The organism is Rhizobium sp. 9140 (assembly GCF_900067135.1).
In the GTDB taxonomy this organism is placed as follows: domain Bacteria; phylum Pseudomonadota; class Alphaproteobacteria; order Rhizobiales; family Rhizobiaceae; genus Ferranicluibacter.
Genome location: NZ_FJUR01000002.1, coordinates 32,330 through 57,413, shown reverse-complemented (window position 1 = coordinate 57,413; position 25,084 = coordinate 32,330). Strand labels below are relative to the sequence as shown.

Below are 25,084 nucleotides of genomic sequence, written 5' to 3'. Positions count from 1 at the left end.
AGCCCATCGTCATTTGGAGCCGCCCCATAGCCGCCCGCGCGCTTTGCTGTCGATCCCTGCTTACAAAAAACAGCATGACATCCTGATCTGTCCGAGGCGCATCCGTGTCCTATGTTGTGCGAGCATGACGGATGCCGATGGACATTCCTGCAGAGGGAAGAGCGGCAAAATGAGACTTTATCGTGGTGCCCTGGAACGGCCCGCGACTTCATGTGTGAGGCGAAGATGGATACGGAAGAGCTGAAGGCACTGAGAGAAACCCATCGCCGCTGGCTTACAAAGCTCGAGATCCTCGACAAACCCTGGCTGGTTCTGGGATCCGCGCCCCATCCGACGCTGCCTCCTGATATCGTCGCACATTGCGCCCGCATGGACGTAAACAATGCCGGCAAAACCGCCAACATGCTCGGGCTCCCTGCGGCAGATGTCACCTTTCGCAAGCGCAAGAAGTCCTGGGAAGAACATCCCGACGTCCGCACGCGCGGACTTTTGTGGCTGCACACGCGCCCGCTCTGGGTCATGCGACTGAAACTGCTGATGAAACCTAGCGTTCGCTATCAAAGCCTGATGCGGGCGACGAAGGAGGAGCGCGAGGCGATCGTTGAGCACATGTGCGGCGGCCTGCCTGGTGATATCGGCGAAACCGGCCATGTCACGAACGGCGTCGCCGCGCTCTGTTACGCGCTCTTCGTGGGCGTTCCCTCGGTAACGCTGGCCGGATTCTCGCTCACGGTCATGGGCCACTCCTATAACGAGAAGGGCAGTACCCGGCGGCAGATCGCCGAAGACACCTATGTGCTGTCGAAACTTCGGAACCGCCCCGATGTCTTCACGACGGAACAGGGCCTGTCGAACTCCATCGGCATCCGGCACGTCTGCGACTTTCAGGACATCCTCGGAATACCAAGTGCTGACCGTTCGCATTCGCTGATTGGAAAGCGTTGATGTCGGAAAGTGCCGTAGGGTTGCGGCTTATGCAAGCCGCTGATATCCAATCCAAACAGCCGAGACTAACCATGCCGCCCGGTAACATCCTAAATGGGGACCGACGGCATGCATGGGAATACGCCGCAGGATCGCCGGCATCGGCCGGACGACACGTCCTGCAGCATGATGGAAACGCACCTGAGGAATGAGAGAGATATGACCGAAATTGCCAATGTCTTCATCGGTTTCGATACCAAGGAAGTTGCCGCATATCACGTTCTTTGCCAGAGCATTCTGGAAAAGAGCTCCATACCTGTCGCGTTCACGCCGATCGTGCTGAGCAATGTCAGCAACATCTTCACCCGCGAGCGCAATGCGCTGCAATCGACCGAGTTCTCGTTCTCGCGTTTTCTCGTGCCTTACCTCAGCAACTTCGAAGGCTGGTCGCTCTTTGCCGATTGCGACATGCTGATGCGCACCGACATTGCCAAGCTTTGGGAACTGAAGGATGACCGTTACGCAGCTATGTGCGTCAAGCACAACTATGTGCCGAAGGTGGAAACAAAGTTCCTTGGTCAGGTGCAGACGAAATACGAGAAGAAGAACTGGTCGAGCGTCATCCTGTTCAACAACGCCAAGTGCCGCAAACTGGATCTCGACTACGTCAATACGGCGACGGGCCTCGAGCTTCACCAGTTCAAGTGGCTGGAATCCGAGGAGCTGATCGGCGAACTGCCGCCGGCCTGGAACTGGCTGGTCAACGAGTACGAGCACAGCGAAGATGCCTCTCTGGTCCACTTCACCGATGGCGGCCCCTACTTCGAGGAATACAAGAACGACGACTACTCGGAAGAGTGGTTCGCCACGCGCGAGCGCATGCTCCACGTTCAGCAGCGTTGATCTTGCCCCATACGGCAGGCAGCCCTCCGCGGCCTGCCGTATCGATGCAGCGGCCACCTGCCGCAATGCATGTGATTTCAGCACCCCACTTAAAGATGCACCGCGATTGCTGTAGGGAGTGGCGCATGAACCGCTCGACGGACGCAAGGTCGTGGCGCTGCAGGGTCCGCAAGGGGTCGAAAGATGACGTCGAAAGTTTTGGAAGCCAGCGGTGGCGTGAAGCAGATCATCTGCATCAATTGGGGCACGAAGTATGGCCCGCCCTTCATCAACAGGCTTTATGCCATGGTGGAGCGCAACATCACGCCGCCCTTCACCTTTACCTGTTTTACCGACAACCGTGAAGGCATCCGCCCCGAGGTTACCTGCGAGGATCTTCCCGAACTCGACGTCGTAATGCCAGTCAACTCGCGTGGAATCTGGCCGAAGGCGCGGCTTTGGAGCAAGACGCTCGGAAAGCTCAAGGGCGCCGTGCTGTTCCTCGATCTCGATCTGGTCATCGTGTCGTCTCTCGACGATTTCTTCACGGTCGGGGGACCCGACGATATCGTCATGGCCAAGAACCAGACCACGCCATTCGAGCGGCTGGGACAAACTTCGCTGTTTCGCTATCCTGTCGGCAAGTTGTTGCCGATTCAGGAGAAGTTCCGCGCCAATCCGCAGGAGGTGGCCGATGAATATCGCTACGAGCAGCGTTTCGTCACCAAGAACGCGCCGGGCGGCGTCAAATTCTTCCCGAGACGGTGGGTCCTACATTTTCGCCAGGACTGCCGGCGACCGTTCCCGCTGAATTACGCCCTGCCTCCGAAACTGCCGAAGTCGGCCCGTGTTGTCATCTTTCCGCGCGGCCTTCTTCCCCAGCACGCCTTCGAAGGCAAGTATGGGGAGAAGCAACCGGTGATGAAGCCGGCGGCCTATTTCAAAGCTGTCGTAACGGGCAAGATACGCCGGCACACGCTCTTCAGTGACCTGCGGCACTACATCAAGCCCGCCGTCTGGGTCGGCGACCATTGGCGGGAATAGGCAATCCCTCGACCGCTTGATTGCTCAGATCTGCCGCTTCACGCTGACGACAGGGCGGCGCGAACCTGGTTTCTGCCGGTCTGATAGAGCCTGGGCGACGATCGCCCCGATGCGCTTCGTCTCATTCAGCGACTCATAGGCGTAGGGTGCCAGCTCTCCCGCGAAGGCCTTGGTCAGCTTCAAGGTCTCGCGCAGGTCGCGATGATAGGTCTCGAATTTCGAGAGCCGCTCGCCGGGAACAGGCGTGAGATCGAGCGTATAGACGGGCTTTCCCGTCACCAGCGCCTCGCAGGGCATGGTAATCGAATCTTTCCCGATCAGAAACGCATCCGCAGCGGCCATGAACGCGAGGTAAGGATTCTCGCCCGTCCGGTCCCAGACGGTGACGTTGGCAGACCGTAGCGTCAAAGCCGCCTGCAGCGTCTCATCGCTCGATCTCCGGGAGACGGAAATCACGATCTTCCATCCCGCAGCTTCCAGACCGCGCACGGCCTCTTTGATGACCAGATGGCAACGGTCGTCATAGAGATAGGCGCCGTTGGAGCCGCCAAGAAAGACGGCGGCCACCCGGTCTCCGGGCGCCGCATACTTCGCCCTGCTGCCGACATGTGCCGCCAGTCTTTCGGGTGTGATCTGATGCGGAACACCGACCATTTTGTGCACATGGGCGATGCCATCAAGCTCCGGCACCCAGTCGTGCCGCGAGACGAAGACGAGATCATAGCCATCGACGCGCGGGCGCTGAAGGTGCACAGCGAAAGGCCGGTGGCCAAAGGCGCTCTTGATGGCGAGCACAGGCTCTTCCGCCCGGAAGCCACAGGACACCATGAAGGCAGGCTCGCTCTCGCGCACCGAGAAGAGGGGCGTACGAAACCATTTGCGCCAGCCTCGCGGCCGCGTCACGATTTTGACGACGGGATCGGGATCGATTTCTTTGGCGATGCCGAGACACTGCGTCAGCGTGCCCGCCTTCTCCTCCGTGACGGCCCAAGCCTTCAGCACGGAGTGCGAGCTTGGGGGGCTCTCACGATGCTTGGTCATGCGTCCGCTCCGACCGGATCGCGGACGACCCGAGATCGATCTTGTTCTGTTCGATGAAGGCAACCATGCTGCGGTCCTCGACCACGTTATGCTCGATATAGTGCGCCGTCTCCGCGACCTTGCGGATGTACTTCTCCGTTGTGTCGTCGAACGACCAGCCCCGCGCCACCTTCTCGGAAAGCTCCTCTTCCGACTTCAGGTAGTAGTGGTTGAGCTGCAGGTACTCGGCCGAGTAGAACGCCTCCGCCTTTCGGTCCCGCACGGAGGAGACCATACCGGCATCGTTGGATGTCCGGTCGCCGAACTCCTTCGTCCGGAAGCGATGCACGCTGACGCCGGTTACGCGCGTGGGATCTACGATACACTTGAAATTGCTGGCATTCGCATCCTGCCGCTCCGGGTGGGCCACCCGTGCGGTATAGCTGAGGCAGACCGGCCCCTTCGGCCGAGCCCGATGCCCGCCATGCCCGAACATGTGCCAAGGCAGGGAAATATTCGGAAATCCCTTGGCATGCCGCAGTGCGTCTTCCAGCGTGCTATCCCGCCGCGGAAGAAGGAATTCATCGACATCGATGAAGGCCATCCAGTCGTAGCGCCCGCCGAAGTTGAGCAAGGCATGTGCGAAGGCAATGGCCTGACCGTTCAGTACCACCGACGTACCCTCGTCGCGCATGCGCATGATCCAGGGAACGATCGTCAGGACCTTCGCAGACAACAGCGAGCGCAGGATGTCCATCGTCCCGTCCGTCGAGCCATCGTCGTAGATATGAAAGTGCCGAACGCCGATCGCCCTGTGAAAGCGGACCCACTCCTCGATATACGGTGCTTCATTCTTGACGCAGGCCATGATGGCGATGCCGTGCCGATCGGCTTGTGACACCGGCGGCACGATGACGAGTTCGCGCGTGAAACTCCGTTTGCTCTTCCATCCGAACATATTGTAAGAACCCGATAACAACAGGACCGGGCCGAGCCCGTTCACAGGGCCTTACTATCATCCTGGGCCGTGATTCAACAGCGTCCGTTCCGATGAACACGGTTTCACCGGATATCATCTGAAAGTGGCCTATCTTATGGATTTTCCCGGGGATAACGAAATACCGCCGGCGGCCGCAACGACATCGGGCCTGACATCCGAACAGGCGTGGCAAGCGTTCTTCTCCCGGTTTCCGCACGTCATCCTTGTCGCCAACAGCGAACAGGTCGATGTCGCCGCGCTCCAGAAAGCCTATCCGGCAGACTCCCTCTTCGTTTTCTTCAACAAGGCCTACAAAGTTCTCCGGCAACCGTTCGCCGGCCCTTGCATGCTCGTGTCACGCGCACAGCCGCGTGGCGCGAACATCGTTTACCGCGGAGAGGTCGAGCAGGTTCTCGGGCTCTTTGCGCCTTCGACGTTCTGCGGCATCGCCAATATTCGCCTCGCCGATACCGAGACGCCGAACACGCAAGCCGATTACGGTGGGGCTGCGACCGGTCATCTGGATCTGACGGAACTTTGCCGGGAGATCTATCCCTCCGACAAGCTCCCGACCTCCGGCTTCGCGCTGGCCTATTGGCTTCTGGAACAGCGCGTGCCGGTCAAGGTCGTGCTTGCGGGCTTCTCCGCCAAAAGAAGCGAGGCATGGCGCGTCGTGGCGGTGCACGACTGGACGTTCGAGCAGGTGTGCCTGAAGGTCTTCGCGCAGGCCGGCAAGCTCTCGCTTCATGAGGCAAACCTCAACAATTCCTATGCGAAGCTCGCCGCGCGTTTTCCGGAAATCCCGCCAGGCGATATTTCCTTCACGGTTGCCGATGTTCTCTCGCAACGCCTCGGAAATACCGATGCGCAGGTGGACAAGCTCATCTCCCTGACCGGCATTTTGAAGTCGGCCGACCTTTTCCTGCGTAATCTCCGCCCCAAGTTCCTGAAGAAGCGGTAGGGCACCTGCCCATGGAAAGCAGCATGAAAGCGCTTCGATGACGAACGTAAGCAAGTGGCTCACCCAGACGCGTCAGCGCCTGCACAGGTCGCTGAAGTACCGGCTGAGCCGCCCTCTGCCGCCGGCCTGCACCCATGTCTTCAAGGGTCCCGTCGTCGTCGTCGGGTCCGCGCCGGTCATCCACAAGCCGGATGGGTGGAACGGGGATTTCAGTGTCATCACGATCAACGGGTCACAATCCGCCATTCGCCCTTGGGGGGTCGATGTGCCCGATGTCACCTTCATGATGTTCAATCAGGTCGAGGGCACCAACACCAATGCCGTGGAGGTTCGCCGCGTGCTGTCCGGGCAGCGAACCCGCAGCCTCTACGTCCTCCTCTGGCGCAAGAACGCGCGGCAGCGGCTGGTAAACGGCCTGAAGGCTTTCAACTACGGCTACGACGACCTCGTCATCGTCGATCGCTATGAGCGCATGGCGCTGCTCGAGCGCATGACCGGGCGCAAGAACACCGAGGTGCGGACTGAGGACAAATGCTCGAACGGACTCAACGCCGTTCTTTTCGCCCTTTACCACGGCGCGCCGCAGGTCATCATCACCGGCATCAACCCGAATTCCACCGGGCACTCCTATAACCAGACCGGTCTTGCCCGCGCGCATGTGCAGATGGACAAGACCATCATCGAGCAGCTGCTCGCGCAAGGACGGCCGCTCTTTACTGCCGATCCGCAGGTGTCGCGCGACCTGAACATCCCGTTGTGGACGGGGGAAACCAGGGCGCTCGCTGTTTCGAAAACCTGATCGGAAAGGGTACGACGATACCTCGCCATACTTGATTGACTTACTCATCTTTATCCTTTAGCAACGTCGCATCGACCATAAACAGCCAATGGGTCGGGGCGTGGCAGGGAGTGCATGCGGGAGGAAGACGGCTCGAGCAACCGTTTTTCGAAGGAATCCATAGCCATGCGCCTCCTCAGATCAGCCGTATTGACTGCGGCCTTTGTCGCATCCGCCTGGACGGTCCTTTCCGTCGGCACGGCCGGCGCCACCGATTATCCCCTTGTCGTCAAAGATCTTTCCGGCCGCGAAATCACGATTCCGTCCGAGCCGAAGCGTATCGTCGTGCAGGACGGCCGCGATCTCTTCGCGCTGGCGCTGCTCGATCGGGCCGACCCATTCGCGCGCGTCGTCGCCTGGAACAATATCCTCGCCCGCTCCGACCCGGCATCCTGGGCAGTCTTCCAGAAGCAATGGCCGGAAAGCTCGGCAAAGCTGATCGACATGAAATTCGGCGACGAGGGTCAGGTCAATCTTGAGCAGGTCGCCGCGACAAGGCCTGATTTGCTTGTGTTTCAGACGCGGGTGCGGCAGGCGCTCGACGATGCGGATCTCTTCAACCGACTGGCCAAGCTCGGCATTCCGATCATCCTGATCGATACTGAACTGGAACCGACCGTCAACGGCCCGAAGACCGTCGATCTTCTCGGCAAGGTGCTGAACCGCGAGTCGGAAGCCAAGGAATTTACCGATTTCTACGCCGAGCGCCTTGCGAAGGTGCAGGCCGGCTTTGCGGGCGCCGAAAAGCCGAAGGTCTTCGTGGAAGCCAAGGCCGGGCAGAAGGGCCTCGACTCCTGCTGCTTCACGCATGGCGACGTCTACTGGGGCAAGATTGTCGCAGATGCCGGCGGCATCAACATCGGTACACAACTGGTCAAGGGCCGCACCGGAGACGTGACGACCGAAACGCTGATCGCCGAGAAGCCCGATGTCTTCTTGATGACCGGCTCGCCGTTCTCAAACGAGGGTTCGGTATCGCCCGCTTTCGGCCTGAATGCCGACAAGGCGGCCATCGAGACATCGCTTCGCACACTGTCCGAGCGCAAGGGCTTCTCCTACATCAAGGCCGTCGAAGAGAACCGCATCGTCGGCCTCTATCACCAGCTTTATGCCAGCGCCTGGAACATCTACGCTGTCGAGTATCTCGCCAAGGCCTTCTATCCCGAACGCTTTGCCGATCTCGACCCGGATGCCGACCTTGCAACGATCATCGGACGCTTCACGGGTCTTCCTAAAGGCCTGACGACGGTCTATGGGGCGAAAGCCGCGCCGGCCAAGTAAGCGGCTGCGGAAGACCAACATTGCCGACCGGCCGCCAAGCGGCCCGTCTTTCACATAGACGATCCCTGCGTCGATAGACGCATGAATCGAAACGTGGCAGAGAACGATTTGGCATTACCCCTGACGGAAACCGCAGCGCCGGAGAGCGCCGAGGCCCATTACGGCGCTTCGGTGACGCGACGTGTGCTGATCATCGCCGCGCTTCTGCTCGTGCTCGCCTGCGCCTTCATCGCAGATATCGCCATCGGCTCGGGAACGCTCTCGCTCGCCGACGTTGCGAACGTGCTGTTGTCACCCTCGACAGCGGATGCCAGCAGTCGGTTCGTCGTTTGGGAACTTCGCATGCCGATGACCCTGATGGCGCTGGTGACGGGGATCTCGCTGTCGCTCTCCGGCCTTCTCATGCAGACGATCCTCGACAATCCGCTGGCCGAACCCTTCACGCTCGGCGTGTCCTCCGCCGCGGGTTTCGGTGCGGCGCTGTCGCTCGGCTTCTCCGTTTCGCTCACATCCGCCATGCCATGGATGCCGCCTGAACTACTGACGGCGGCAAACGCCTTCCTGTTCGGGCTTCTGGCAACTGGCCTCGTTCTTGCGCTCACACGTGGCGGCACGAGCGTCCAGGCGATCACGCTTCTCGGCATTGCCCTCCACTTCGTCTTTTCCTCGCTCCTGTCGCTCGTCCAGTACATGGCGAGCGTCGATCAGCTGCAGAGCATCGTCTTCTGGCTGATGGGCTCCCTGCAGCGCGCAACCTGGCTGAAGGTGTCGATCGCGGGCGGGCTCTGTGCCATCGCGCTGCCCATCGTTCTTCTCAATGCCTGGGCGCTGACGACCATCCGCTCCTTTGGTGAAGAGGCCATCGTCTTCGGCGTGCGCGTCAGGGCGCTGCGGATCCTCATGCTGACCATCTCGGCGCTGCTGGCCGGCGCGGTGACCGCCGTCGTCGGCATCATCGGATTCATCGGTCTTGTCGGCCCGCATGTCGCCAGATTGCTGGTGGGTGAGGATCATCGCTTCACAATCGCCGCGACAGTGGCGGTCGGCGGCGTCTTTGCCGTTCTCGCCTCGCTTGCAACCAAGGTGATCGTGCCGGGCGCGGTGCTGCCGCTCAGCATGGTGACGTCGCTGACCGGCCTGCCCTTCTTCATCTTCCTCGTTCTGCGTCAGTCGCGGAGCCCGAACGCATGAGTTTCTCCGTCGAAAACTACAGCGTCACCATCGGCGCCCGCCGCGTCGTGCAAGGCGTGTCCTTCGACGCCAAGCCCGGTCGGATGCTGGCCGTTCTCGGTCCGAACGGCGCCGGCAAATCGACGTTGCTGAAAGGCTTCTGCAGCATGCGGCGCGGCGAAGGCAGCGTTCGGCTCGATCATGCCGACCTCCTCGCCATGCGCCCGCTCGACCGGGCGCGACAGGTTGGCTATGTCGCGCAGGATCTGGCCCAGCTTGATGTCGCCCTGGATGTGTTCGAGTTGCTGCTTCTCGCCCAGAGCGGGGGACGACGCTCGTGGCGAGCCCCGCCGGAGGCGTTTCGCCGTGCGGAAGAGACGCTGGAGACGCTCGGCCTGTCGCGGTTTGCCCGCTGCCGTCCCGGCCAACTCTCGGGCGGGGAGCGGCAGATGATCGGCCTCGCACTTGCGCTGGTGCGCCGGCCGCGCCTGCTGCTTCTCGATGAGCCGACCTCCGCACTCGATCTCTCCAATCAGTTGCAGATCCTCGATGCGGTCGCCGAGCATACGCGGCGACATGAGGTTGTCACGCTTGCCGTGCTGCACGATCTGAACCTGGCAACACGCTATGCCGATAAGGTTATCCTGCTGAAGAACGGCCGTGTACACACATCGGGTACGACGGAGGCGGTCATGAACCCGTCGACGATCTCGAACGTCTATGGCGTCGATTGTCATCCCCTGCCCGTGCCGGGAACACGGTTCACCGCGCTGTATCCGGTTTCGCGAACACCGCGGATGCGGCCGACAGCAGAATAACGCCAATGAGTTTTTCCTCATAGACACGGATGTCATCTGGCGCTTGCTGATCATCACCTGCTATGCAGCCGGCGATCCGTCGCGTGCCCACGCGCGCGCTATGCCGAAGGATGTGGCCGATGCCGAAGGGAAAGACATTCGATGCCGGTTTCCGCGCGGAGCTGACGCAACTCCTGACCTGGCGCCGCGATGTGCGACAGTTCCGCACCGATCCGCTTCCGGCGGGAACGGTCGAGCGCCTTGTTCAAGCGGCCAGTCTCGCACCCTCCGTCGGCCTCAGCCAGCCCTGGCGTTTCGTCTTCGTGAACGACGCCCGTCGGCGGGCGACCGTGCGCGATGTGTTCGAGACCTGCAACGCCGCAGCACTCGCAGGCTACTCCGGTGAAAAGGCCGAACGCTATGCTCGGCTGAAGCTCGCGGGCCTCGACGCTGCACCAAGCCAGTTCGCGGTATTCTGCGACCCGTCCGTATTGCAAGGCCATGGGCTGGGGCGCAGCACCATGCCGGAAACGCTGGATTACTCGGTGGTGCTCGCGGTCCATACGCTATGGCTTGCCGCCCGCGCCGAAGGGCTCGGGCTCGGCTGGCTGTCGATCCTCGATCCGGCCGACGTCGTAGCCGTGCTCGACGTGCCCAAGAGCTGGCATTTCATCGGCTACTTCTGTCTCGGCTATCCCACGGCCGAGGACGACAGGCCCGCGCTGGAGCGCGCGGGCTGGGAGCAACGCTGCGACCCGGAAAGTGTCATCGTCAGGCGTTAGGCTGCCAAAGCCGAACGGATCATCGCAACGCGCACCCCTTCCGGCCACGCGTTGCGATGTTTATCAGGCAGCCCGGCGTGATGCCGGCTGATAGCGCGCCGCGCTGCTCTCTTCACCCAGATCAAACTGTGCGAGAAGCGCGTTCAACGCGGCCGCTTCGCCGGCAAGGCCGTGGCTTGCCGCCGTCTGCTCCTCGACCATCGCGGCGTTCTGCTGTGTGCCCTGGTCCATGGTGTTGACGGCGGTGTTGATCTCCTGAAGTCCGGTCGATTGCTCGCGGCTTGCCGTAACGATCGCGGCGATATGCGCATTGATCTCCTGCACCTGACCGGCGATCGCCTGAAGCGACTGGCCCGTTTCGCCGACCAGCGACACGCCTGCGCGCACCTGTCCGCTCGAGGTGTTGATTAGCGCCTTGATTTCCTTGGCGGCCTTCGCCGAGCGCTGTGCCAGTTCGCGCACTTCCTGCGCCACCACCGCAAAGCCCTTGCCCGCCTCGCCGGCACGCGCCGCCTCGACGCCTGCGTTGAGGGCAAGCAAGTTCGTCTGAAAGGCGATGTCGTCGATCACGCCGATGATGTTGCCGATCTCGTTGGAGGATCTCTCGATCCCCTGCATGGCGCTGACGGCCTTGCCGACGATCTCGCCGGAGGTCTCAGCGCCCGCACGGGCGTGGGCAACGAGCTGGCCGACTTCCTCGGCGCGGCGAGCGCTGTCGCGCACCGTGGTTGTGATCTGTTCCAACGCTGCCGCCGTTTCCTCGACGGAGGCGGCCTGCTGTTCCGTGCGACGGGCGAGATCGTCCGCGGCATGGCGGATCTCGCTCGCACCGGCATCGATGGCGCGCGCATTGCTGCCCACGGCCCGCATCGCGTCGTGCAGCTTTAAGACGGCATGGTTGAAGTCGGCGCGGAGTCGGTCGAGATGGACGACGAAGGGCGTGGAAATGCGATAACCGAGGTCACCGTCCGCAAGCCGCCCGAGCCCTGTGGCAAGCGCCTCCACGGCATGCTGGATGTCCGCCGTCTCCTGAGCCTTGGCCGCCTCACGCTCGCGCTGCTCGCGCGCCGACAGCGAACGCCCGCTTTCGGCTTCGGTTTCCAGGCGCACCCGGTCGATGGCATTGCTGCGGAAGACGGCGACGGCTGCGGCCATGGAGCCGATCTGGTCGCGGCGCTCCTGCCCCGGAATATCGGTCTTCAGATCGCCCGATGCCAGTTTTTCCATAGCGCGGGTCATCTCGGTGACCGGACGGATGACGAGGCGGCTAAGAAGGCTCGCCAGGAAGACGATCATGGCGCTGACCGCGAGAAGCGTCGCGATGGTCGCGGCAATGCGAAAATGGTCGATGGCGGAATAGACTTGGTCGGCATCGACGGCAAAGCCGACGTACCACTCGACGGTGGGAAGGCCGGCGACAGGCACGAAGCTCACGAGCATCGGCTTGCCTTTTGCTTGCGTCTCCATGATGCCGCTGCCGATCGTGGGTGTCGCAGCCGGAAAGGCATCGGCGAGCGTCTTCGTCACCAGCTTGGCATCGGGATGCACGAGGATCTGGCCCGACTTGTTGACGAGGAAGGCGAAACCGCCGACGCCGGCATCGATCGACTGGATCATCGAGACCAGCGTCTTCAGCGAAAAGTCGCTGCCGGCAACGCCGGTCAGGGCACCGTTCTTCATCACGGGCACGGCCGCGCTGATGATCAGATCGCCGGTGGAGGCGTCGAAATAAGGATCCGTGAGAACGTCGCCCTTCGCCTTCACCGCATCCTGATACCAGGGACGCTGGCGCGGATCGTAACCGGCCGGCAGGTTCGTCACCGGCCATGTGGTAAAGGTGCCGGCCTCGTCTCCGATATAGGTGCTCATGAACTCCTTGACGAGAATGTCGTTTTTTAGGACGGCGAGAAGAGCGTTCTTATCAGTGGCATTGGCGGCGGCATTGGCCACCATCGCCGTCAGGGTGACGCGGCCGTTCAGCCAGTTCGCCACACTTTGTGCGGCTTGTTTTCCGGAGAAGGCGATATTTTCTTCGACGGCATGCGTCGTCGTGCTCCGTTGCAGCGTGTCGATGTAGAAGGAGAAGCCGGCAAAGGCGGCGGCAACGACGACCGAAGCGGCCACCAGAATGCGCGTCATCAGATTGGATGTCTTGGGCACGGAATTTTTCCTAGATCGTCGGGCGCAATCGCGAGGGAGGGTTGTCGGCCAGCCGGGCGTCCACCGTGACCTGCGGCGTGCCGACAGGTATGGGAGCGCATCGCGGTGAATATGGAACATGCCGTTTCCGGCGAACGCAGGCACGCGTCATGCGGCCGGACAAGAGGCGCGATTGCTCCTCGTAGATGGAAACTACCGGCGCTAGATTAAGTGGTCGTTAAAGTTCCATTCCATGTTCAAGGGTATCTCAAGCGCCATCACACCTGATGTCGAAGGTACCTAGGCGCCCACGAGGCTTTGCGGCATACGATCCGATATCCGTCCCGCGCGAGCGCAAAGACCGCAGCCATGCCAATCCCGGATCCGGCTCCCGTGACAAAAGCGACAGGCTTCATGTACCGTCTTCTTCTAAGCCCTCGTCTCGATGTAACCGACGGCGACGACGCACAGCTGGCGCTGCGAACGCGCGGAACCAAGGCCAGTGCGCAGGGTTTGGCCGATATCATCATCCCTGAGGAGACATGCATATGACCTTCCGCCTTATCGGCATCCTTGCCGTTGGCCTGTCGCTCGCAGCCTGCACAACGGCCTCGACCACGCTGGAGCCGATCCCCGGCAGCCTGATCTACAACGGCCAGCCGCGCACGAAGCTGACGAAATCGCCCATCGGCTCCACCTTCACGCACCGCTTCCTCGATCCGCGAGGCGACCGTTATCTGGAGACCTACCAGATTCAGGGAGACCGCAGTGTCAAGCTCATAGCCCGGCGCAAGCTCAATATCTTCGTTGGTCTTGGCAACGACCGGGATTACTGAGGCTTAGGAGGTTCCAAGTCGTCGTCCGAGCGTCGGCATCCGACACTCAGGCTGGGGCATGAGCGGTCGGCACAAATTCGAACACTTCCGGCCAGCTTCAAGCAGCCATCCCAGGCTGCGCCCGGGTGATGACCACGGGCACGGATTTGGCAGCCGGCGTGTTACTGCGCGTATCGCGATGCGACAGGGACAACAGTCCGTTCGTCTCGGGATAATAGGCCGCACAGCAACCCTGCGGGAGGTCGTAGGCCACGACCTTGAAGCCGCCCGCCCGTCGTTCGATGCCATCGGCCGCGACGGCTGCGAAATCGACGACCGTTCCTTCCGACACCCCGAGCGCCGCCATGTCCTTCTCGTTCATGAAGACCACCATCCGGTCTCCGGATATGCCGCGATACCGGTCGTTGTTGGAATAGATCGTTGTATTGAACTGGTCGTGGCTACGCAGCGTCATCAGCTGAAGGTGCGGCCTTTGCGGCGCATCCTCGTTCTGGTCCTTGAGGTCCGGATTGAACAGGAAGTTCGCCTTGCCCGTCGGCGTTGCCCAGCGCCGCTCGCTCGCGCCGTTCGGCAGGCGGAAGCCACCGGGCTTGCCGATGCGGATATTGTAGTCGCGGAACTGTTCGGGAAGCACCTGCTCGATCTTGTCGCGGATGCGGTCGTAGTCGGCAACGAGCCCGTCCCAGTCGATGGATGCGCGATCCGCGACGGTGGCCTTGGCAAGGCTCGCGACGATCCAGGGCTCGGAGCGGCAATGCTCGCTCGCCGGCATCAGGCGCCCCGTAGAGCCATGCACCATCGAGAAGCTGTCCTCGACCGTCACCGTCTGGGCCACGCCTTGCTGCAGATCGAGTTCCGTCCGGCCGAGCGCCGGGAGAATGTAGGCCTGTTTGCCATGGATGAGGTGGCTGCGGTTGAGCTTCGTCGCGATATGCACTGTTAGCCCGATCTCGGGCACCTTCTCCGCAATCCGCTCGATATCCGGGATCGCGCGGAAGAAATTGCCGCCCAGCGCCAGAAACGCGTCGACCTCCCCTCGCAGAATAGCCTCGCAGCACTCGGCCGTATCGTGACCATGCTCGCGCGGGCTGACGAAGCCGAAAGCCGCGTCGAGTTGCGCGAGAAATTCCTCTGTCGGCGTCTTGTTGATCCCGACCGTGCGGTCGCCCTGGACGTTCGAATGTCCACGGATCGGGCATGCCCCTGCGCCGAGACGGCCGATATTTCCGCGCAGGAACAACAGATTGAGGATCTGCTGCAACGCATCGCCGCCGTGCCTGTGCTGGGTGATGCCCATGCCCCAGCAGGCGATGACCCGCTCGGCTTTCATATAGATGTCTGCGGCCTGCTCTAGCTGCTCGCGACGCAGCGCCGTGTAACGCTCGATCTCGTCCCAGCCGAGATTGCGGATGAAGTCGGCAAAGGCCGCAAATCCCGCAGTATGCTCTTCCAGAAACGCGGTATCGAGGATTCGCTTGCCCCCCGACGCGAGCGCCGCATCGTCGGCAGCGATCACCGCTTTGCAGATGCCCTGCATGGCCATGATGTCGCCGCCGGTGCGCAGCTGGAAATAGTTCGAGCTGATCGTCTGCCCCCTGCCCGTCAACATCTCGACCGGACTCTGCGGGTCGGTGAACCGCAAAAGCGCCCGCTCCTTTAGCGGGTTGAAGGTGACGATCGGCACGCCGCGCTTGGCCATGTCGTGCAGATAGGTCATCATCCTCGGGCTGTTCGTGCCGGGGTTCTGGCCGATGATGAAGAGCGCGTCGCAGTGCTCCCAGTCCTCCAGCGTCACCGTGCCCTTGCCGATGCCGATGCTCTCCGGCAGCGCGACCGTCGTCGTCGCGTGGCACATATCCGAGCAATCGGGGAAATTGTTCGTGCCGAGAAGCCGTCCGTGAAGCTGCCAAAGGAAAGCCGCCTCGTTCGAGGCTCGCCCGGATGTGTAGAACTCGACGCGCTTCGGATCGAGGTTGCGCAGCGTGCCCCCGATTTCGGCCAGTGCGACCGACCAGTCCACCGGTTGATAGGTGTCCGTTGCAGCGTCATAGCGCATTGGATGCGTCAGGCGGCCATGCGCCTCCAGCTCATGATCGCTCCAGGCCTTCAGGTCCTCGACCCGGTTCGCCGAAAAGAAATCCGGCCCTGTCCGCTTCTTTGTCGCCTCCCAGGCGACGGCCTTGGCACCGTTTTCGCAATATTCGGCAAAATGCGGCTTTTCGGGATCGGGCCATGCGCAACTGGGGCAATCGAAGCCGCCGGGCTTGTTCATCGATAAAAGCGCACGATTGCCCTTCAGGAGAATCTGCTGCTTGCTTAGATGCTGCTCGACCGCATTCAGTGCTCCCCACCCGCCTGCCGGTGGTTGTTGTGGCGCTGCCTTGCGTCCGTCAGCCATCTCTTTCTCCTCTTTGTCCGCTCGGATAAACGCCGCCGAACCCTCTCCGCCTCACGAAGTTCCCGGGGTGCATAACGGCTTGCGCATATGCAACCTGAAGTCTCGGGCCGCATCTTGCATTCCCCCGCACGTTCGGCAACCACCAATATTCGAAAGGCGAGAGATACCCGTCTTTCAAATTTGTTATACGCCGGCCAAACTTGCAGACGTCCACCTTCAAGGCTGTTTACTGTTTTTTACTATTCCATGAGAGTCGGTTAAGTCGCCCGCTGCATGATCCAGCCAAGATAGAAATGGAGCATGACAATGATCGGCCAGGCTTTCGAACCAAAGACAAACTCATTCCAGGGCTTCGACATGAAGGCGGAGATGCCACGGCAAGGCAACAGCCGGCTGGATCGGGAATCAGTCACCGCACTGCAGCGGATCGACATTTTCGATGCTGTCTGGAGCGGTGCCCTATCGACCTCGTTTGCACCGCAGGGTGCCAGCGGCTCAAGCACAGCCTCGCTTCGACTGGTGAACAGCCTGCAACATCGCGGCCTCGGAACCGTTGCCTCGGACAAACTTCTCGCGGCCATGAACATCGAGCAAGCGCGCACGCTGTTTCTCTGCAACCTCTCGCTGGTTCAGGAAAAGCTGCGCGACATGCCGTCAAAAGATTCTCGCGCGCAGTTTGAAATTCCTGTGGATGCGGCGGCTTTGGCGACCCTGGGCGGGGAACTGCGGATCATCGCACAGCACACGCCGGACCTCTTCAAGCGCGTTCAGGTGACCCATTCGGAAGAAGATCTTGCGGCCCTGTCTTCGGTGAGAGCGGCGGTGCAAAATTAGACCACGGTAGCGGCGGGATTGTCCCGCTTCGGGCGGCGTAAAAGTCGGCCACCTATTTCTCTTCTGCAATGAGCGCAGGAGGGCCTGGGGATCTATACCGTGGAATTATATCTGAAGGTTCGACTGGCTTGCTCGGAAGGCATGAGCCGGCGTCAGGCTGCAAAGCATTTCAACATATCGCGCGACAGCGTTTCCAAGATGCTGTCCTATTCGACGCCACCTGGCTATCAGCGACAATCACCGATCCGGCGGCCCAAGCTGGATGCGTTTGTCTCGACGATCGATCACTGGCTGGACGAAGACAGACAAGTGCCGCGCAAGCAGCGCCATACGGCCAAGCGGGTGTTTGACCGGCTTCGAGACGAATGCGGGTTCACTGGCGGCTATACGATCATCAAGGATTACATGCGCGAGCGGGATCAGCGCCGCCAGGAAGTGTTCGTGCCGCTGTCGCATCCGCCCGGCCATGCGCAGGCCGATTTCGGTGAGGCGATGGTGGTCATCGGCGGTGTCGAGCAGAAGGCGCATTTCTTCGTGCTCGACCTTCCGCACAGCGACGGCTGCTACGTGCGGGCCTATCCGGCGGCAGTGGCCGAGGCCTGGGTCGATGGCCATGTCCATGCGTTCGCTTTCTTCGGCGCCGTGCCGCAATCGATCGTCTACGACAACGACCGTTGCCTGGTGGCGAAGATTTTGCCTGACGGCACCCGCAAGCGCGCGACGTTGTTCAGCGGCTTCCTGTCCCACTACCTTATCCGGGATCGCTATGGCCGTCCCGGCAAGGGCAACGACAAGGGGAACGTCGAGGGTCTCGTCGGCTATGCCCGGCGCAACTTCATGGTACCGATCCCGCAGTTTGCGACATGGGAGGCGTTCAACACCTTTCTGGAGGAGCAGTGCCGGAAGCGCCAGCGCGACAGGCTGCGCGGCGAGAGCGAGACGATCGGCGAGCGCTTGCGGCGCGATCTGGCTGCCATGCGCGCCTTGCCAGCCTCGCCATTTGATGCCTGCGACCAGGCAAGTGCCAAGGTGACGGCGCAGTCGCTGGTGCGCTACAAGACCAACGACTATTCCGTCCCGGTCGCCTATGGCCATCAGGATGTGTGGGTGCGCGGCTATGTCAACGAAGTGGTCATTGGTGGCCGTGGCGAGATCATCGCCCGCCATCCTCGGTGCTGGGAACGGGAAGACGTCGTCTTCGATCCTGTCCATTACCTGCCGCTGATCGAGCAGAAGATCAATTCGCTGGATCAGGCAGCGCCCCTCCAGGGCTGGGACTTGCCGCAAGAGTTCGCTACGCTGCGCCGGTTGATGGAAGGCCGCATGGCCAAACACGGCCGGCGTGAGTACGTGCAGGTCCTCCGCCTGCTGGAGAGCTTCGAACTCGCCGATCTGCATGCGGCGGTGAAGCAGGCGATCCAGCTTGGCGCCATTGGCTTTGACGCCGTCAAGCATCTGATCCTGTGCCGGGTGGAACGCCGGCCGCCCAGACTGGACCTGTCCATCTACCCGTATTTGCCGAGGGCGACGGTCGAGACGACATCGGCGAAGGCGTATATGCGTCTCCTGTCGTCGGATGCGGGAGAAGTCGCATGAACACCCAAGCACCCGAGATCCTTCTCACCCATTATCTCAAAACCCTGAAGCTGCCGAGTTTCCAGCGCGAGTACCAGAAGCTGGCCCGGCTGTGCGCCACCGAAGGCGTCGATCATGTCGGATACCTCACCCGGCTTGCCGAGCGGGAGATGATCGAACGGGACCGTCGCAAGGTCGAGCGTCGCATCAAGGCGGCCAGGTTCCCGGTCGTCAAAAGCCTCGACAGTTTCGACTTCGCCGCCATCCCAAAGCTGAACAGGATGCAGGTGCTGGAACTGGCGCGCTGCGAATGGATCGAGCGCAGGGAGAACGTTATCGCTCTCGGCCCCAGCGGCACGGGCAAGACCCATGTGGCGCTCGGCCTCGGCCTGGCCGCCTGCCAGAAGGGCCTGTCCGTTGGGTTCACGACAGCGGCCGCACTGGTCAGCGAGATGATGGAGGCGCGCGACGAGCGGCGTCTCATCCGGTTCCAGAAGCAGATGGCCGCCTACCAGCTGTTGATCATCGATGAACTGGGCTTCGTGCCGCTGTCAAAGACCGGCGCGGAATTGCTGTTCGAGCTGATCTCGCAACGATACGAGCGAGGCGCGACCCTGATCACCAGCAACCTTCCTTTTGACGAATGGACGGAAACCTTGGGGTCCGAGCGCCTGACCGGCGCTTTGCTCGACCGCATCACCCATCACGTCAGCATCCTCGAGATGAACGGCGACAGCTATCGTCTCGCCCAAAGCCGCGCCCGAAAGGCCGGCTGACGCCCTTCGAAAATCGCAACGCGCGCATGAGACCCCCGCTCGGGCCTAAGCCCTCCCGGCGGTCTCATGCGCGCGCCACAAGTGGCCGACTTTTGCGCCGCCGCGTGGCAGGATTTTACTCCGCCGTTGACACTTCGGTTCAGACCGAACAGCTCAGGGCGCTGGAAGCGCTCGGCCTGCGCCTCAATACACGTCGTTCGGCAGGCGCCAGGGCGAACAGCGACAGCCACATGGATACGCGGCTCCATCCGTCGATGATCTCGTTCTCGACCTTCCGCGCACACGCAACGATGTAGTCGGGCCGCGGTCGCAGCCTGCCTGTCAGCGCTGCGACGCTTCCAGCCGGTAGCCGACCCCGCGCGCCGTCTGAAGATGGAGGGCGCTCTGAGCATCGAGCGCGGAAAGTTTCCGTCGGATGCGTCCGACATAGACATCGAGCGTCTTGTCCGCAGGATTGAACGCACGGAAGAAGGCATGCTTGTAGATGGCCGATTTGCTGCAGGTCCTGCCGGCATTGGCGTGGAGGTAACCGAGAATACGGGCTTCGGCGTCCGTCAGCGATTCGACGGCCGTCCCGAGAATGAGATGCCGGATCTGGAGATCGCATTCGACACGATCGACCAGGAAGGCGCCCGTGAGCCCTTCCGGCTGAGCGGCCTTGCGGACGGTGACCAGTCGCGCCACCCGGGCCTGCAACTCTCGAACGGAGAAGGGCTTCATCAGGTAGTCGTCCGCACCGACATCGAAGACGCCCGCACGCGTATCGGGCGTACCCGTCCCCGAAATCATCACGATCGGCACCGTCGAATGCGCCCGGATCGTGCGAAGGATGCCGAGACCATCGCCGTCCGGGAGATGAATGTCGAGCACCACGGCGTCGAACAGCATCAACTCCGGCCCCGTGATCAGGCTGAGGGATTGCGCGTAGGTCGAGACGACCTGCAGCGTGTCGCCGGCAACCGGCCACGTGCTTTTCATTGTCTTCGCAATGAGAACGTCGTCTTCGATGATCAGAATATCCATGTCAGTTCATGCTGCTTTCTCTCTATGCATATCGTCCTGCAATCGGGCGCTCGTTGAGTGTTCGGCGTCTGCCGGTCATGGCCGGAGCAAGATGTCGAGTTTCTCCGCCAGTGCGGAGCGCTTGTAGGGTTTGGCGAGAAGGCTGCCAGCGAGACGCGCCCGCAAGGCATCGTCGAGCGCATCGGCATAGCCCGATGTCAGCAGGAATTTCAGATGCGGATAGAGACGCCCGGCGTCACGGACCAGTTCGAGCCCGCTCACGCCGCCCGGCATGACGATGTCAGTAAAAACCAGATCGAACGCCGCATCCTGCGCAAGGTAGTCTAGCGCCTCGGAACCATTCGAAACACTGACGACCTGATAGCCGAAGCCGATCAGTTGCTGACGAACGGAGCGGGCGACCAGCGGATCGTCTTCCGCCAGCAGGATTCGCTGGCCCTTGACGCCGTCCCGTGCCTTGGGTCCGCTTTCCACGTTCGCCACCGGTTTCGGAACGCATGGAAGCCAAAGGTGAACATCGGTTCCCGCACCCAGGACGGAGTCGATAGAGATCGCGCCACTCGACTGCTTGATGAAGCCGTAGACGACGCTGAGGCCGAGGCCCGTCCCCTTCCCCATTGCCTTCGTCGTGAAGAACGGTTCACAGGACCGCATCAACGTTGCGGCAGCCATGCCGCTGCCCGTATCGGAGACCGTTAGGACGACATAGTCTCCGGGCGGCAGGTCGGTGGCAGGCGGTTTGTCCTCTGCAAGAATGCTGCGGCTTGCCAGATTGAGCGTGATGGAGCCGCCGTGCGGCATGGCGTCCCGCGCATTGATGCAGAGGTTGATGACGGCGTTTTCGAGCTGGGAGCGATCGGCGCGGACGTGACAGGGACCGTTGAAGGCGGGAACCGTGATCGTAATATGTTCACCGATCGTGCGATGAAGGAGCAGGACGACACCTGCGAGCAGGGCCGACAGGTCGATGGTTTCCGGCACGAGAGCTTGACGTCTTGCAAAAGCCAGCAGGCGATTGGTGAGAGCGGCACCTTTCTCGGACGCGAGAACGATCAGTTCCGCCCAGTCGCGCCGCTGCTCGTCTTCTGCAAGACTGCTGAGAAGGGCCTCGCCGTTCCCCATAATGACCATGAGCAGATTGTTGAAATCATGTGCCACGCCCCCGGTCAGCTGACCCAGCGCATCGAGACGCTGCATCTGCCGGACCTTCTCCTCGTTCGCCTTCTGCTCGGTGATATTGATGTGCATGACGACGGCGCCGCGTTCCGCATCGTCGGCCAGCGACGCGACGACAAGACGGAACCAGGGCTTGGAGGGACGAAGATGCAGGCAATATTCGACGTCGAGCAGCCGGCGTTCGCGGCGGAGAACGGCGGCGACGGACGAGCGGACAGCGTCTACATCAAGGGTACCGAACGCCTCCGGCGTGCTCCAGAAATCGGCGTAGACCGTGCCGACCGCCAGTCCCGGCACGGGCGAGAGCTGATCGGCGAACGCCAGCCACACGGCATTGACGGTCCGAATCTCACCCGTCGCGCTCAAAAGCGCGACATGGGCCGGCAGTGCATCGAGAATGGCGGTACGCTCGGCCGCGAAGGCCTGATACGCCATCGCCTGATCGCGGAAATGGGTCTGTGTTTCCGGCAGAAGCAACAGGTTCCCGGAGGCAGGCATGACGGCATCGACCAGGCCGTCCGTCAGCGTCATGATGCGCTGCTGCGTCTCCTGCAACAGTTCGATGAGCAGCGTGAGTTCGTCCGTTCCGCTTTCGGTGAGCGCCTGTCGCGCGCTCACGTCGCTCCACCTTCGACGAAGTCCAGCAACATGGACGTTTCGCTGAGATCGCCGACGATCCGCCGGATCGTACCCGAGTTGTCGACGACGAGCGTCGGCGTCAGGAGAACTTTGTCTGTCAGGGCGCGGAGGGGATCGCCGAAGAGATCGATGACCTCGATTTCATGTCGATCGCCGAGATGCGCTGCGCAGAACGCGCGCAGGTTGGCTGCGGCCCGCTGCGAATGCGGGGCCGTGCCTGCCACATAGAGACGAAAATGCACGGGCGCGGATATCACGGTTCGCCTTGCGATACGGTGTCGATGACGTCCCCCCGGCGCAACTGGCGCAACGTGACCAGACTATCGACCGCGGCAGCGCCGCTTTTCATCATGCCGGAGTTCAGCCGATCGACATCTTCGTGCTTGTCGGCCAACTCCTGCTGCAAGGCGTCGATGCGGCCCTGAAGGGCGGCGGCCTCCGCTGAAAGCTCTATCCGCCGACGCTTCATCTGCGTCTCGCGCTCGGCTTCCTCCTGCTGTGCGGCACGCTCCTTCTCCCAGCGCATGGCGCCCATGAGAACTTCGCCACCCGCGGTGAAGACGTCGGCAAGCGAGATGCCCGAGCCACTAAGGATAAGCTCGCGGACCTGATTGGAATGATTGCTGCCGCGCGATTTGATGATCGACAGCGCGCGGTTGCGTTCGCCGGCATGGACGAGGTAGTTGAGATGGATCCACGTATCGGCCAACGTCGAAATCTGGACAGCAGTGCTCTCGGCGAGCGGATTGTCCCCTTCTAGAAGACTCGTGCAGAGCAGCGTGATCTCCTCCGCCTTCGACCAGTCGATCAACCGCTCGACGACGTTCCGTGCGGTGCCGAGGTTGCCGGACTTCGACAAGGCAGAGATGGGGTCAATGACCAGGCACCGTGCACCATGAGACCGCGCGATATCCCGGATCCGCATCAGGTGAATTTCGGCACTCGCCGTCGTCGATCGTATCGTCTTGAAGAGCAGCATACCGGACGCAACTTGCGGCTCAAGATCGACGCCGACCACCGAGAGATTGCGTAAAATCTCTTCTTCCGGCGAATCCAGCGTCACGAACAGCGTCTTGTCGCCGCGCTCACAGGACGCGACCGCAAAGGCACCGGCAAGGGTGGTCTTGGCCGTGCCGGGCGAGCCGGTCAGCAGGATGCCGGCACCTCGATAGTAGCCGCCGTCGAGCATGGTATCCAGCCGTTTGACGCCGCTCGACAGACGCTCGGTAGACGCCCTGCGCTTGGAATCTTCGGCGTTGCGGCCATAGGCCACCTCGATGCCTCTCGGCCCGATCCCGAAAGGCGTCGCATTTTCCTCGAAGGACGAGCCCCGGAACTTGCCGACGCGGATATTCCTCTGCGATGTCCCTTCCACCATGTCGTGGCGCAGGAAGATAGAGCAATCGACCATGAATTGCAGAAACTCCAGCGCCTCCGACGTACCGCCATTGCGCAAAGGGCTCGCCTTCGCCGTAATCACCGCCGTCAGCCCGCGATCGTTCAGCCATTGATGAAGCCGGTAGGTTTCGTTCCGGGCGGCCTGTCGATGATCGAAAAGATCGAGAACCATGTCGATCGCATCGAAGACGACGCGCTTGGCCCCCATCTCCTTCACCTTCACGTCGAGGGCGGCGAGCATGCCGCCGAGATCGAACGGGCCGGACTGGAGCAGATCGTAGCTCGGCTGGGCATCGATGAAGAACAGGTTGTCGCGTTGCAGGCTTTCGAGGTCCCAGCCGAATGTGCCTGCATTCTGGGCGATCCGCTGCGAGCTTTCCTCAAATGCGACGAAGATGCCGGGCTCTCCGGACAGATTGGCGCCGTTGACCAGCATCTGCAAGGCAAGAACCGTCTTCCCGCAGCCCGGCCCCCCCTCGATCAGGGTCGTCCGTCCTTTGGGCAGGCCGCCTTGCATCACCTCGTCGAGGCCTATGATGCCCGTCGTCGCCTTGCCGGAGGCGCCGTTGAATACATTGGTCATGCCGTTCTCGCTTCTGTTCGATCGCCGCCGGGGTGAACGCCACCGGAACGATAAGAGGTATGCCGCCCTGATGTGCTGAATTGCGGGGTGTTTCCGAGATCAGCGAGACAAGATATTTCATGTATTCTAATTTAGATTAAAGTTCGAAAGAGGCCTATTTTCCGGATTTGGGGATAGGTCATGAAGCGAGTTTCCAGCGCGTGACGATGGATGCCGTCAGCGCCGCATAGTCCTGCGCGCCCCGCCCGGATGGCATATAGTCGAAGATCGGCTGATGGGCTCCGAAGGCTTCGGCCAGCCGGATATCCGACCGGATGGGGTCGAGGATACGGTCGTTGCCGAATTCCTGACGCAGCGACTCGATCATCCGCCGGTGCACGAGAACGTGCGGACTGGCCATGATAGGTAGCAGAGCGACATGCCGGAGACGCGGCTTTGCACCCAGCCGCACGGAGAAGAAGACACGGCTGAACTGCCGCACGCCCTCGATGGACAGCGGGTGCGGCACGAACGGCACGATCGCCGCATTGGCCGCCGTCAGGGCGGTCACCATCAGCGCATCGAGCGAGGGCGGCGTATCGATCACCACCACGTCGTAGTTCTCGCGGATGCGCGGCACGTCGAGCGCGCGCACCAGCAGGTCCGGTGTCACGACCCCGCCGGGATGCGGCGACCTCGTGTCTGCAAGTACCAGATCCGGCCATCCCGTCTTTCCCGCGGTCGCGATGATGGCGCGTTCCAGCGCCTCCGGACCGTTCGAGAAAACCCCGTGCGCTGTTGGCTCGTTTCGCCCTGCAACGGCGCCGAACGCCAGCCCGGCATGACCCTGGCTGTCGAAATCGATCAGCAGGGTGCGCAGGCCACGGCGAACGAGACCGGCTGCCAGATTGACCGCCGTCGTCGTCTTTCCCGTGCCGCCCTTCCTGTTGGCAACGGCAATCACGAAGGGCGAAGCCGCGTCCTCGTTCCCGTCCTTAGCCTCGTCCATGGGCCCGCTCATCTGCCGCGTCCGCACTTTATGACGGTTTT

Annotated in this window: 22 protein-coding genes; 13 read left to right on the top strand and 9 right to left on the bottom strand. The window is 61.8% G+C overall.

Annotated elements, in window-relative coordinates; all coding sequences use genetic code 11:
• Nucleotides 1–225 precede the first annotated feature (225 nt).
• The 3 genes from GA0004734_RS17630 (at nt 226) to GA0004734_RS17620 (ending at nt 2,850) form a co-directional block, all read left to right on the top strand.
• Nucleotides 226–945 carry a hypothetical protein gene (locus GA0004734_RS17630; RefSeq protein ID WP_245292533.1) on the top strand — a complete coding sequence of 240 codons (720 nt, stop codon included), beginning with the start codon at nt 226–228 and terminating at the stop codon, nt 943–945.
• A 198-nt stretch (nt 946–1,143) separates the two neighbouring features.
• A complete protein-coding gene (locus tag GA0004734_RS17625; protein WP_092938116.1) occupies nt 1,144–1,827 on the top strand; it encodes a glycosyltransferase in 684 nt (227 codons plus the stop codon).
• Between the two features lie 183 nt (nt 1,828–2,010).
• Entirely contained in the window at nt 2,011–2,850 is an 840-nt protein-coding gene (locus GA0004734_RS17620; protein WP_092936485.1) for a glycosyl transferase, read from the top strand.
• A 24-nt stretch (nt 2,851–2,874) separates the two neighbouring features.
• On the opposite strand, the gene GA0004734_RS17615 is transcribed toward GA0004734_RS17620, so the two are convergent.
• Together GA0004734_RS17615 and GA0004734_RS17610 are read right to left on the bottom strand one after the other, a co-directional pair.
• Nucleotides 2,875–3,891, bottom strand: a complete 1,017-nt coding sequence (locus GA0004734_RS17615; protein WP_092936483.1) for a mitochondrial fission ELM1 family protein — start codon at nt 3,889–3,891, stop codon at nt 2,875–2,877.
• Complete coding sequence (locus GA0004734_RS17610) at nt 3,875–4,828, bottom strand: glycosyltransferase family 92 protein (protein ID WP_092938114.1); 954 nt, start codon at nt 4,826–4,828, stop codon at nt 3,875–3,877. The genes GA0004734_RS17615 and GA0004734_RS17610 overlap by 17 nt, the downstream gene beginning before the upstream one ends.
• Nucleotides 4,829–4,964: 136 nt before the next feature.
• Between GA0004734_RS17610 and GA0004734_RS17605 the strand changes: the two genes are divergently transcribed.
• The 6 genes from GA0004734_RS17605 (at nt 4,965) to bluB (ending at nt 10,678) form a co-directional block, all read left to right on the top strand.
• Nucleotides 4,965–5,810, top strand: coding sequence for a 3-deoxy-manno-octulosonate cytidylyltransferase (locus tag GA0004734_RS17605; RefSeq protein ID WP_092936481.1), 846 nt, complete (start codon nt 4,965–4,967; stop codon nt 5,808–5,810).
• Between the two features lie 37 nt (nt 5,811–5,847).
• A complete protein-coding gene (locus GA0004734_RS17600) occupies nt 5,848–6,609 on the top strand; it encodes a membrane-anchored protein (RefSeq protein WP_092936479.1) in 762 nt (253 codons plus the stop codon).
• A 165-nt stretch (nt 6,610–6,774) separates the two neighbouring features.
• Entirely contained in the window at nt 6,775–7,929 is a 1,155-nt protein-coding gene (locus GA0004734_RS17595; RefSeq protein ID WP_175386540.1) for an ABC transporter substrate-binding protein, read from the top strand.
• A gap of 93 nt (nt 7,930–8,022) precedes the next feature.
• Entirely contained in the window at nt 8,023–9,120 is a 1,098-nt protein-coding gene (locus GA0004734_RS17590) for a FecCD family ABC transporter permease (protein ID WP_245292531.1), read from the top strand.
• Nucleotides 9,117–9,917 carry an ABC transporter ATP-binding protein gene (locus GA0004734_RS17585; protein ID WP_092936473.1) on the top strand — a complete coding sequence of 267 codons (801 nt, stop codon included), beginning with the start codon at nt 9,117–9,119 and terminating at the stop codon, nt 9,915–9,917. Before GA0004734_RS17590 ends, GA0004734_RS17585 begins: the two co-directional genes overlap by 4 nt.
• Nucleotides 9,918–10,036: 119 nt before the next feature.
• On the top strand, nt 10,037–10,678 hold the full coding sequence (gene bluB / locus GA0004734_RS17580; protein WP_092936471.1) for a 5,6-dimethylbenzimidazole synthase: 642 nt from the start codon (nt 10,037–10,039) through the stop codon (nt 10,676–10,678).
• Nucleotides 10,679–10,741: 63 nt separating this feature from the next.
• Here the strand turns inward: bluB and GA0004734_RS17575 are convergent, their stop codons facing one another.
• On the bottom strand, nt 10,742–12,817 hold the full coding sequence (locus GA0004734_RS17575; protein WP_245292591.1) for a methyl-accepting chemotaxis protein McpU: 2,076 nt from the start codon (nt 12,815–12,817) through the stop codon (nt 10,742–10,744).
• A 548-nt stretch (nt 12,818–13,365) separates the two neighbouring features.
• Here GA0004734_RS17575 and GA0004734_RS17570 point away from each other — a divergent pair.
• Nucleotides 13,366–13,653 (top strand): hypothetical protein, encoded by a 288-nt coding sequence (locus GA0004734_RS17570; RefSeq protein ID WP_092936465.1) that lies wholly within the window; start codon nt 13,366–13,368, stop codon nt 13,651–13,653.
• 97 nt (nt 13,654–13,750) lie between these two features.
• Here the strand turns inward: GA0004734_RS17570 and GA0004734_RS17565 are convergent, their stop codons facing one another.
• A complete protein-coding gene (locus GA0004734_RS17565) occupies nt 13,751–16,051 on the bottom strand; it encodes an FdhF/YdeP family oxidoreductase (RefSeq protein ID WP_092936463.1) in 2,301 nt (766 codons plus the stop codon).
• Between the two features lie 300 nt (nt 16,052–16,351).
• On the opposite strand from GA0004734_RS17565, the gene GA0004734_RS17560 reads away from it, so the two are divergent.
• The 3 genes from GA0004734_RS17560 to istB all read left to right on the top strand — a co-directional run bounded on the left by GA0004734_RS17560 (nt 16,352) and on the right by istB (nt 19,236).
• Nucleotides 16,352–16,885 carry a hypothetical protein gene (locus GA0004734_RS17560; protein WP_139056299.1) on the top strand — a complete coding sequence of 178 codons (534 nt, stop codon included), beginning with the start codon at nt 16,352–16,354 and terminating at the stop codon, nt 16,883–16,885.
• Nucleotides 16,886–16,984: 99 nt separating this feature from the next.
• A complete protein-coding gene (gene istA / locus GA0004734_RS17555) occupies nt 16,985–18,481 on the top strand; it encodes an IS21 family transposase (RefSeq protein ID WP_139056207.1) in 1,497 nt (498 codons plus the stop codon).
• Nucleotides 18,478–19,236 (top strand): IS21-like element helper ATPase IstB, encoded by a 759-nt coding sequence (gene istB / locus GA0004734_RS17550; RefSeq protein ID WP_092930036.1) that lies wholly within the window; start codon nt 18,478–18,480, stop codon nt 19,234–19,236. The genes istA and istB overlap by 4 nt, the downstream gene beginning before the upstream one ends.
• A gap of 321 nt (nt 19,237–19,557) precedes the next feature.
• Here the strand turns inward: istB and GA0004734_RS17545 are convergent, their stop codons facing one another.
• The 5 genes from GA0004734_RS17545 to GA0004734_RS17525 form a co-directional block, all read right to left on the bottom strand.
• Nucleotides 19,558–20,259 (bottom strand): response regulator transcription factor, encoded by a 702-nt coding sequence (locus tag GA0004734_RS17545; RefSeq protein ID WP_092936459.1) that lies wholly within the window; start codon nt 20,257–20,259, stop codon nt 19,558–19,560.
• A gap of 75 nt (nt 20,260–20,334) precedes the next feature.
• Nucleotides 20,335–22,053 carry an ATP-binding protein gene (locus tag GA0004734_RS17540; RefSeq protein WP_092936457.1) on the bottom strand — a complete coding sequence of 573 codons (1,719 nt, stop codon included), beginning with the start codon at nt 22,051–22,053 and terminating at the stop codon, nt 20,335–20,337.
• Nucleotides 22,050–22,316, bottom strand: coding sequence for a circadian clock KaiB family protein (locus GA0004734_RS17535; RefSeq protein ID WP_175386538.1), 267 nt, complete (start codon nt 22,314–22,316; stop codon nt 22,050–22,052). Before GA0004734_RS17535 ends, GA0004734_RS17540 begins: the two co-directional genes overlap by 4 nt.
• 11 nt (nt 22,317–22,327) lie before the next feature.
• Nucleotides 22,328–24,055: a circadian clock protein KaiC gene (kaiC, locus tag GA0004734_RS17530; RefSeq protein WP_092936453.1), complete on the bottom strand. Its 1,728-nt coding sequence runs from the start codon at nt 24,053–24,055 to the stop codon at nt 22,328–22,330.
• 178 nt (nt 24,056–24,233) lie between these two features.
• Nucleotides 24,234–25,055, bottom strand: coding sequence for a ParA family protein (locus tag GA0004734_RS17525; RefSeq protein ID WP_210173759.1), 822 nt, complete (start codon nt 25,053–25,055; stop codon nt 24,234–24,236).
• Between the last annotated feature and the right edge of the window lie 29 nt (nt 25,056–25,084).

What these genes read in the sequence shown, in the direction of transcription:
- GA0004734_RS17630 (WP_245292533.1), top strand. Translation starts at nt 226, where the DNA reads ATGGATACGGAAGAGCTGAAGGCACTGAGAGAAACCCATCGCCGCTGG.
- GA0004734_RS17625 (WP_092938116.1), top strand. Translation starts at nt 1,144, where the DNA reads ATGACCGAAATTGCCAATGTCTTCATCGGTTTCGATACCAAGGAAGTT.
- GA0004734_RS17620 (WP_092936485.1), top strand. Translation starts at nt 2,011, where the DNA reads ATGACGTCGAAAGTTTTGGAAGCCAGCGGTGGCGTGAAGCAGATCATC.
- GA0004734_RS17615 (WP_092936483.1), bottom strand. Translation starts at nt 3,891, where the DNA reads ATGACCAAGCATCGTGAGAGCCCCCCAAGCTCGCACTCCGTGCTGAAG.
- GA0004734_RS17610 (WP_092938114.1), bottom strand. Translation starts at nt 4,828, where the DNA reads ATGTTCGGATGGAAGAGCAAACGGAGTTTCACGCGCGAACTCGTCATC.
- GA0004734_RS17605 (WP_092936481.1), top strand. Translation starts at nt 4,965, where the DNA reads ATGGATTTTCCCGGGGATAACGAAATACCGCCGGCGGCCGCAACGACA.
- GA0004734_RS17600 (WP_092936479.1), top strand. Translation starts at nt 5,848, where the DNA reads ATGACGAACGTAAGCAAGTGGCTCACCCAGACGCGTCAGCGCCTGCAC.
- GA0004734_RS17595 (WP_175386540.1), top strand. Translation starts at nt 6,775, where the DNA reads ATGCGCCTCCTCAGATCAGCCGTATTGACTGCGGCCTTTGTCGCATCC.
- GA0004734_RS17585 (WP_092936473.1), top strand. Translation starts at nt 9,117, where the DNA reads ATGAGTTTCTCCGTCGAAAACTACAGCGTCACCATCGGCGCCCGCCGC.
- bluB (WP_092936471.1), top strand. Translation starts at nt 10,037, where the DNA reads ATGCCGAAGGGAAAGACATTCGATGCCGGTTTCCGCGCGGAGCTGACG.
- GA0004734_RS17575 (WP_245292591.1), bottom strand. Translation starts at nt 12,817, where the DNA reads ATGACGCGCATTCTGGTGGCCGCTTCGGTCGTCGTTGCCGCCGCCTTT.
- GA0004734_RS17570 (WP_092936465.1), top strand. Translation starts at nt 13,366, where the DNA reads ATGACCTTCCGCCTTATCGGCATCCTTGCCGTTGGCCTGTCGCTCGCA.
- GA0004734_RS17565 (WP_092936463.1), bottom strand. Translation starts at nt 16,051, where the DNA reads ATGGCTGACGGACGCAAGGCAGCGCCACAACAACCACCGGCAGGCGGG.
- GA0004734_RS17560 (WP_139056299.1), top strand. Translation starts at nt 16,352, where the DNA reads ATGACAATGATCGGCCAGGCTTTCGAACCAAAGACAAACTCATTCCAG.
- istB (WP_092930036.1), top strand. Translation starts at nt 18,478, where the DNA reads ATGAACACCCAAGCACCCGAGATCCTTCTCACCCATTATCTCAAAACC.
- GA0004734_RS17545 (WP_092936459.1), bottom strand. Translation starts at nt 20,259, where the DNA reads ATGGATATTCTGATCATCGAAGACGACGTTCTCATTGCGAAGACAATG.
- kaiC (WP_092936453.1), bottom strand. Translation starts at nt 24,055, where the DNA reads ATGACCAATGTATTCAACGGCGCCTCCGGCAAGGCGACGACGGGCATC.
- GA0004734_RS17525 (WP_210173759.1), bottom strand. Translation starts at nt 25,055, where the DNA reads ATGAGCGGGCCCATGGACGAGGCTAAGGACGGGAACGAGGACGCGGCT.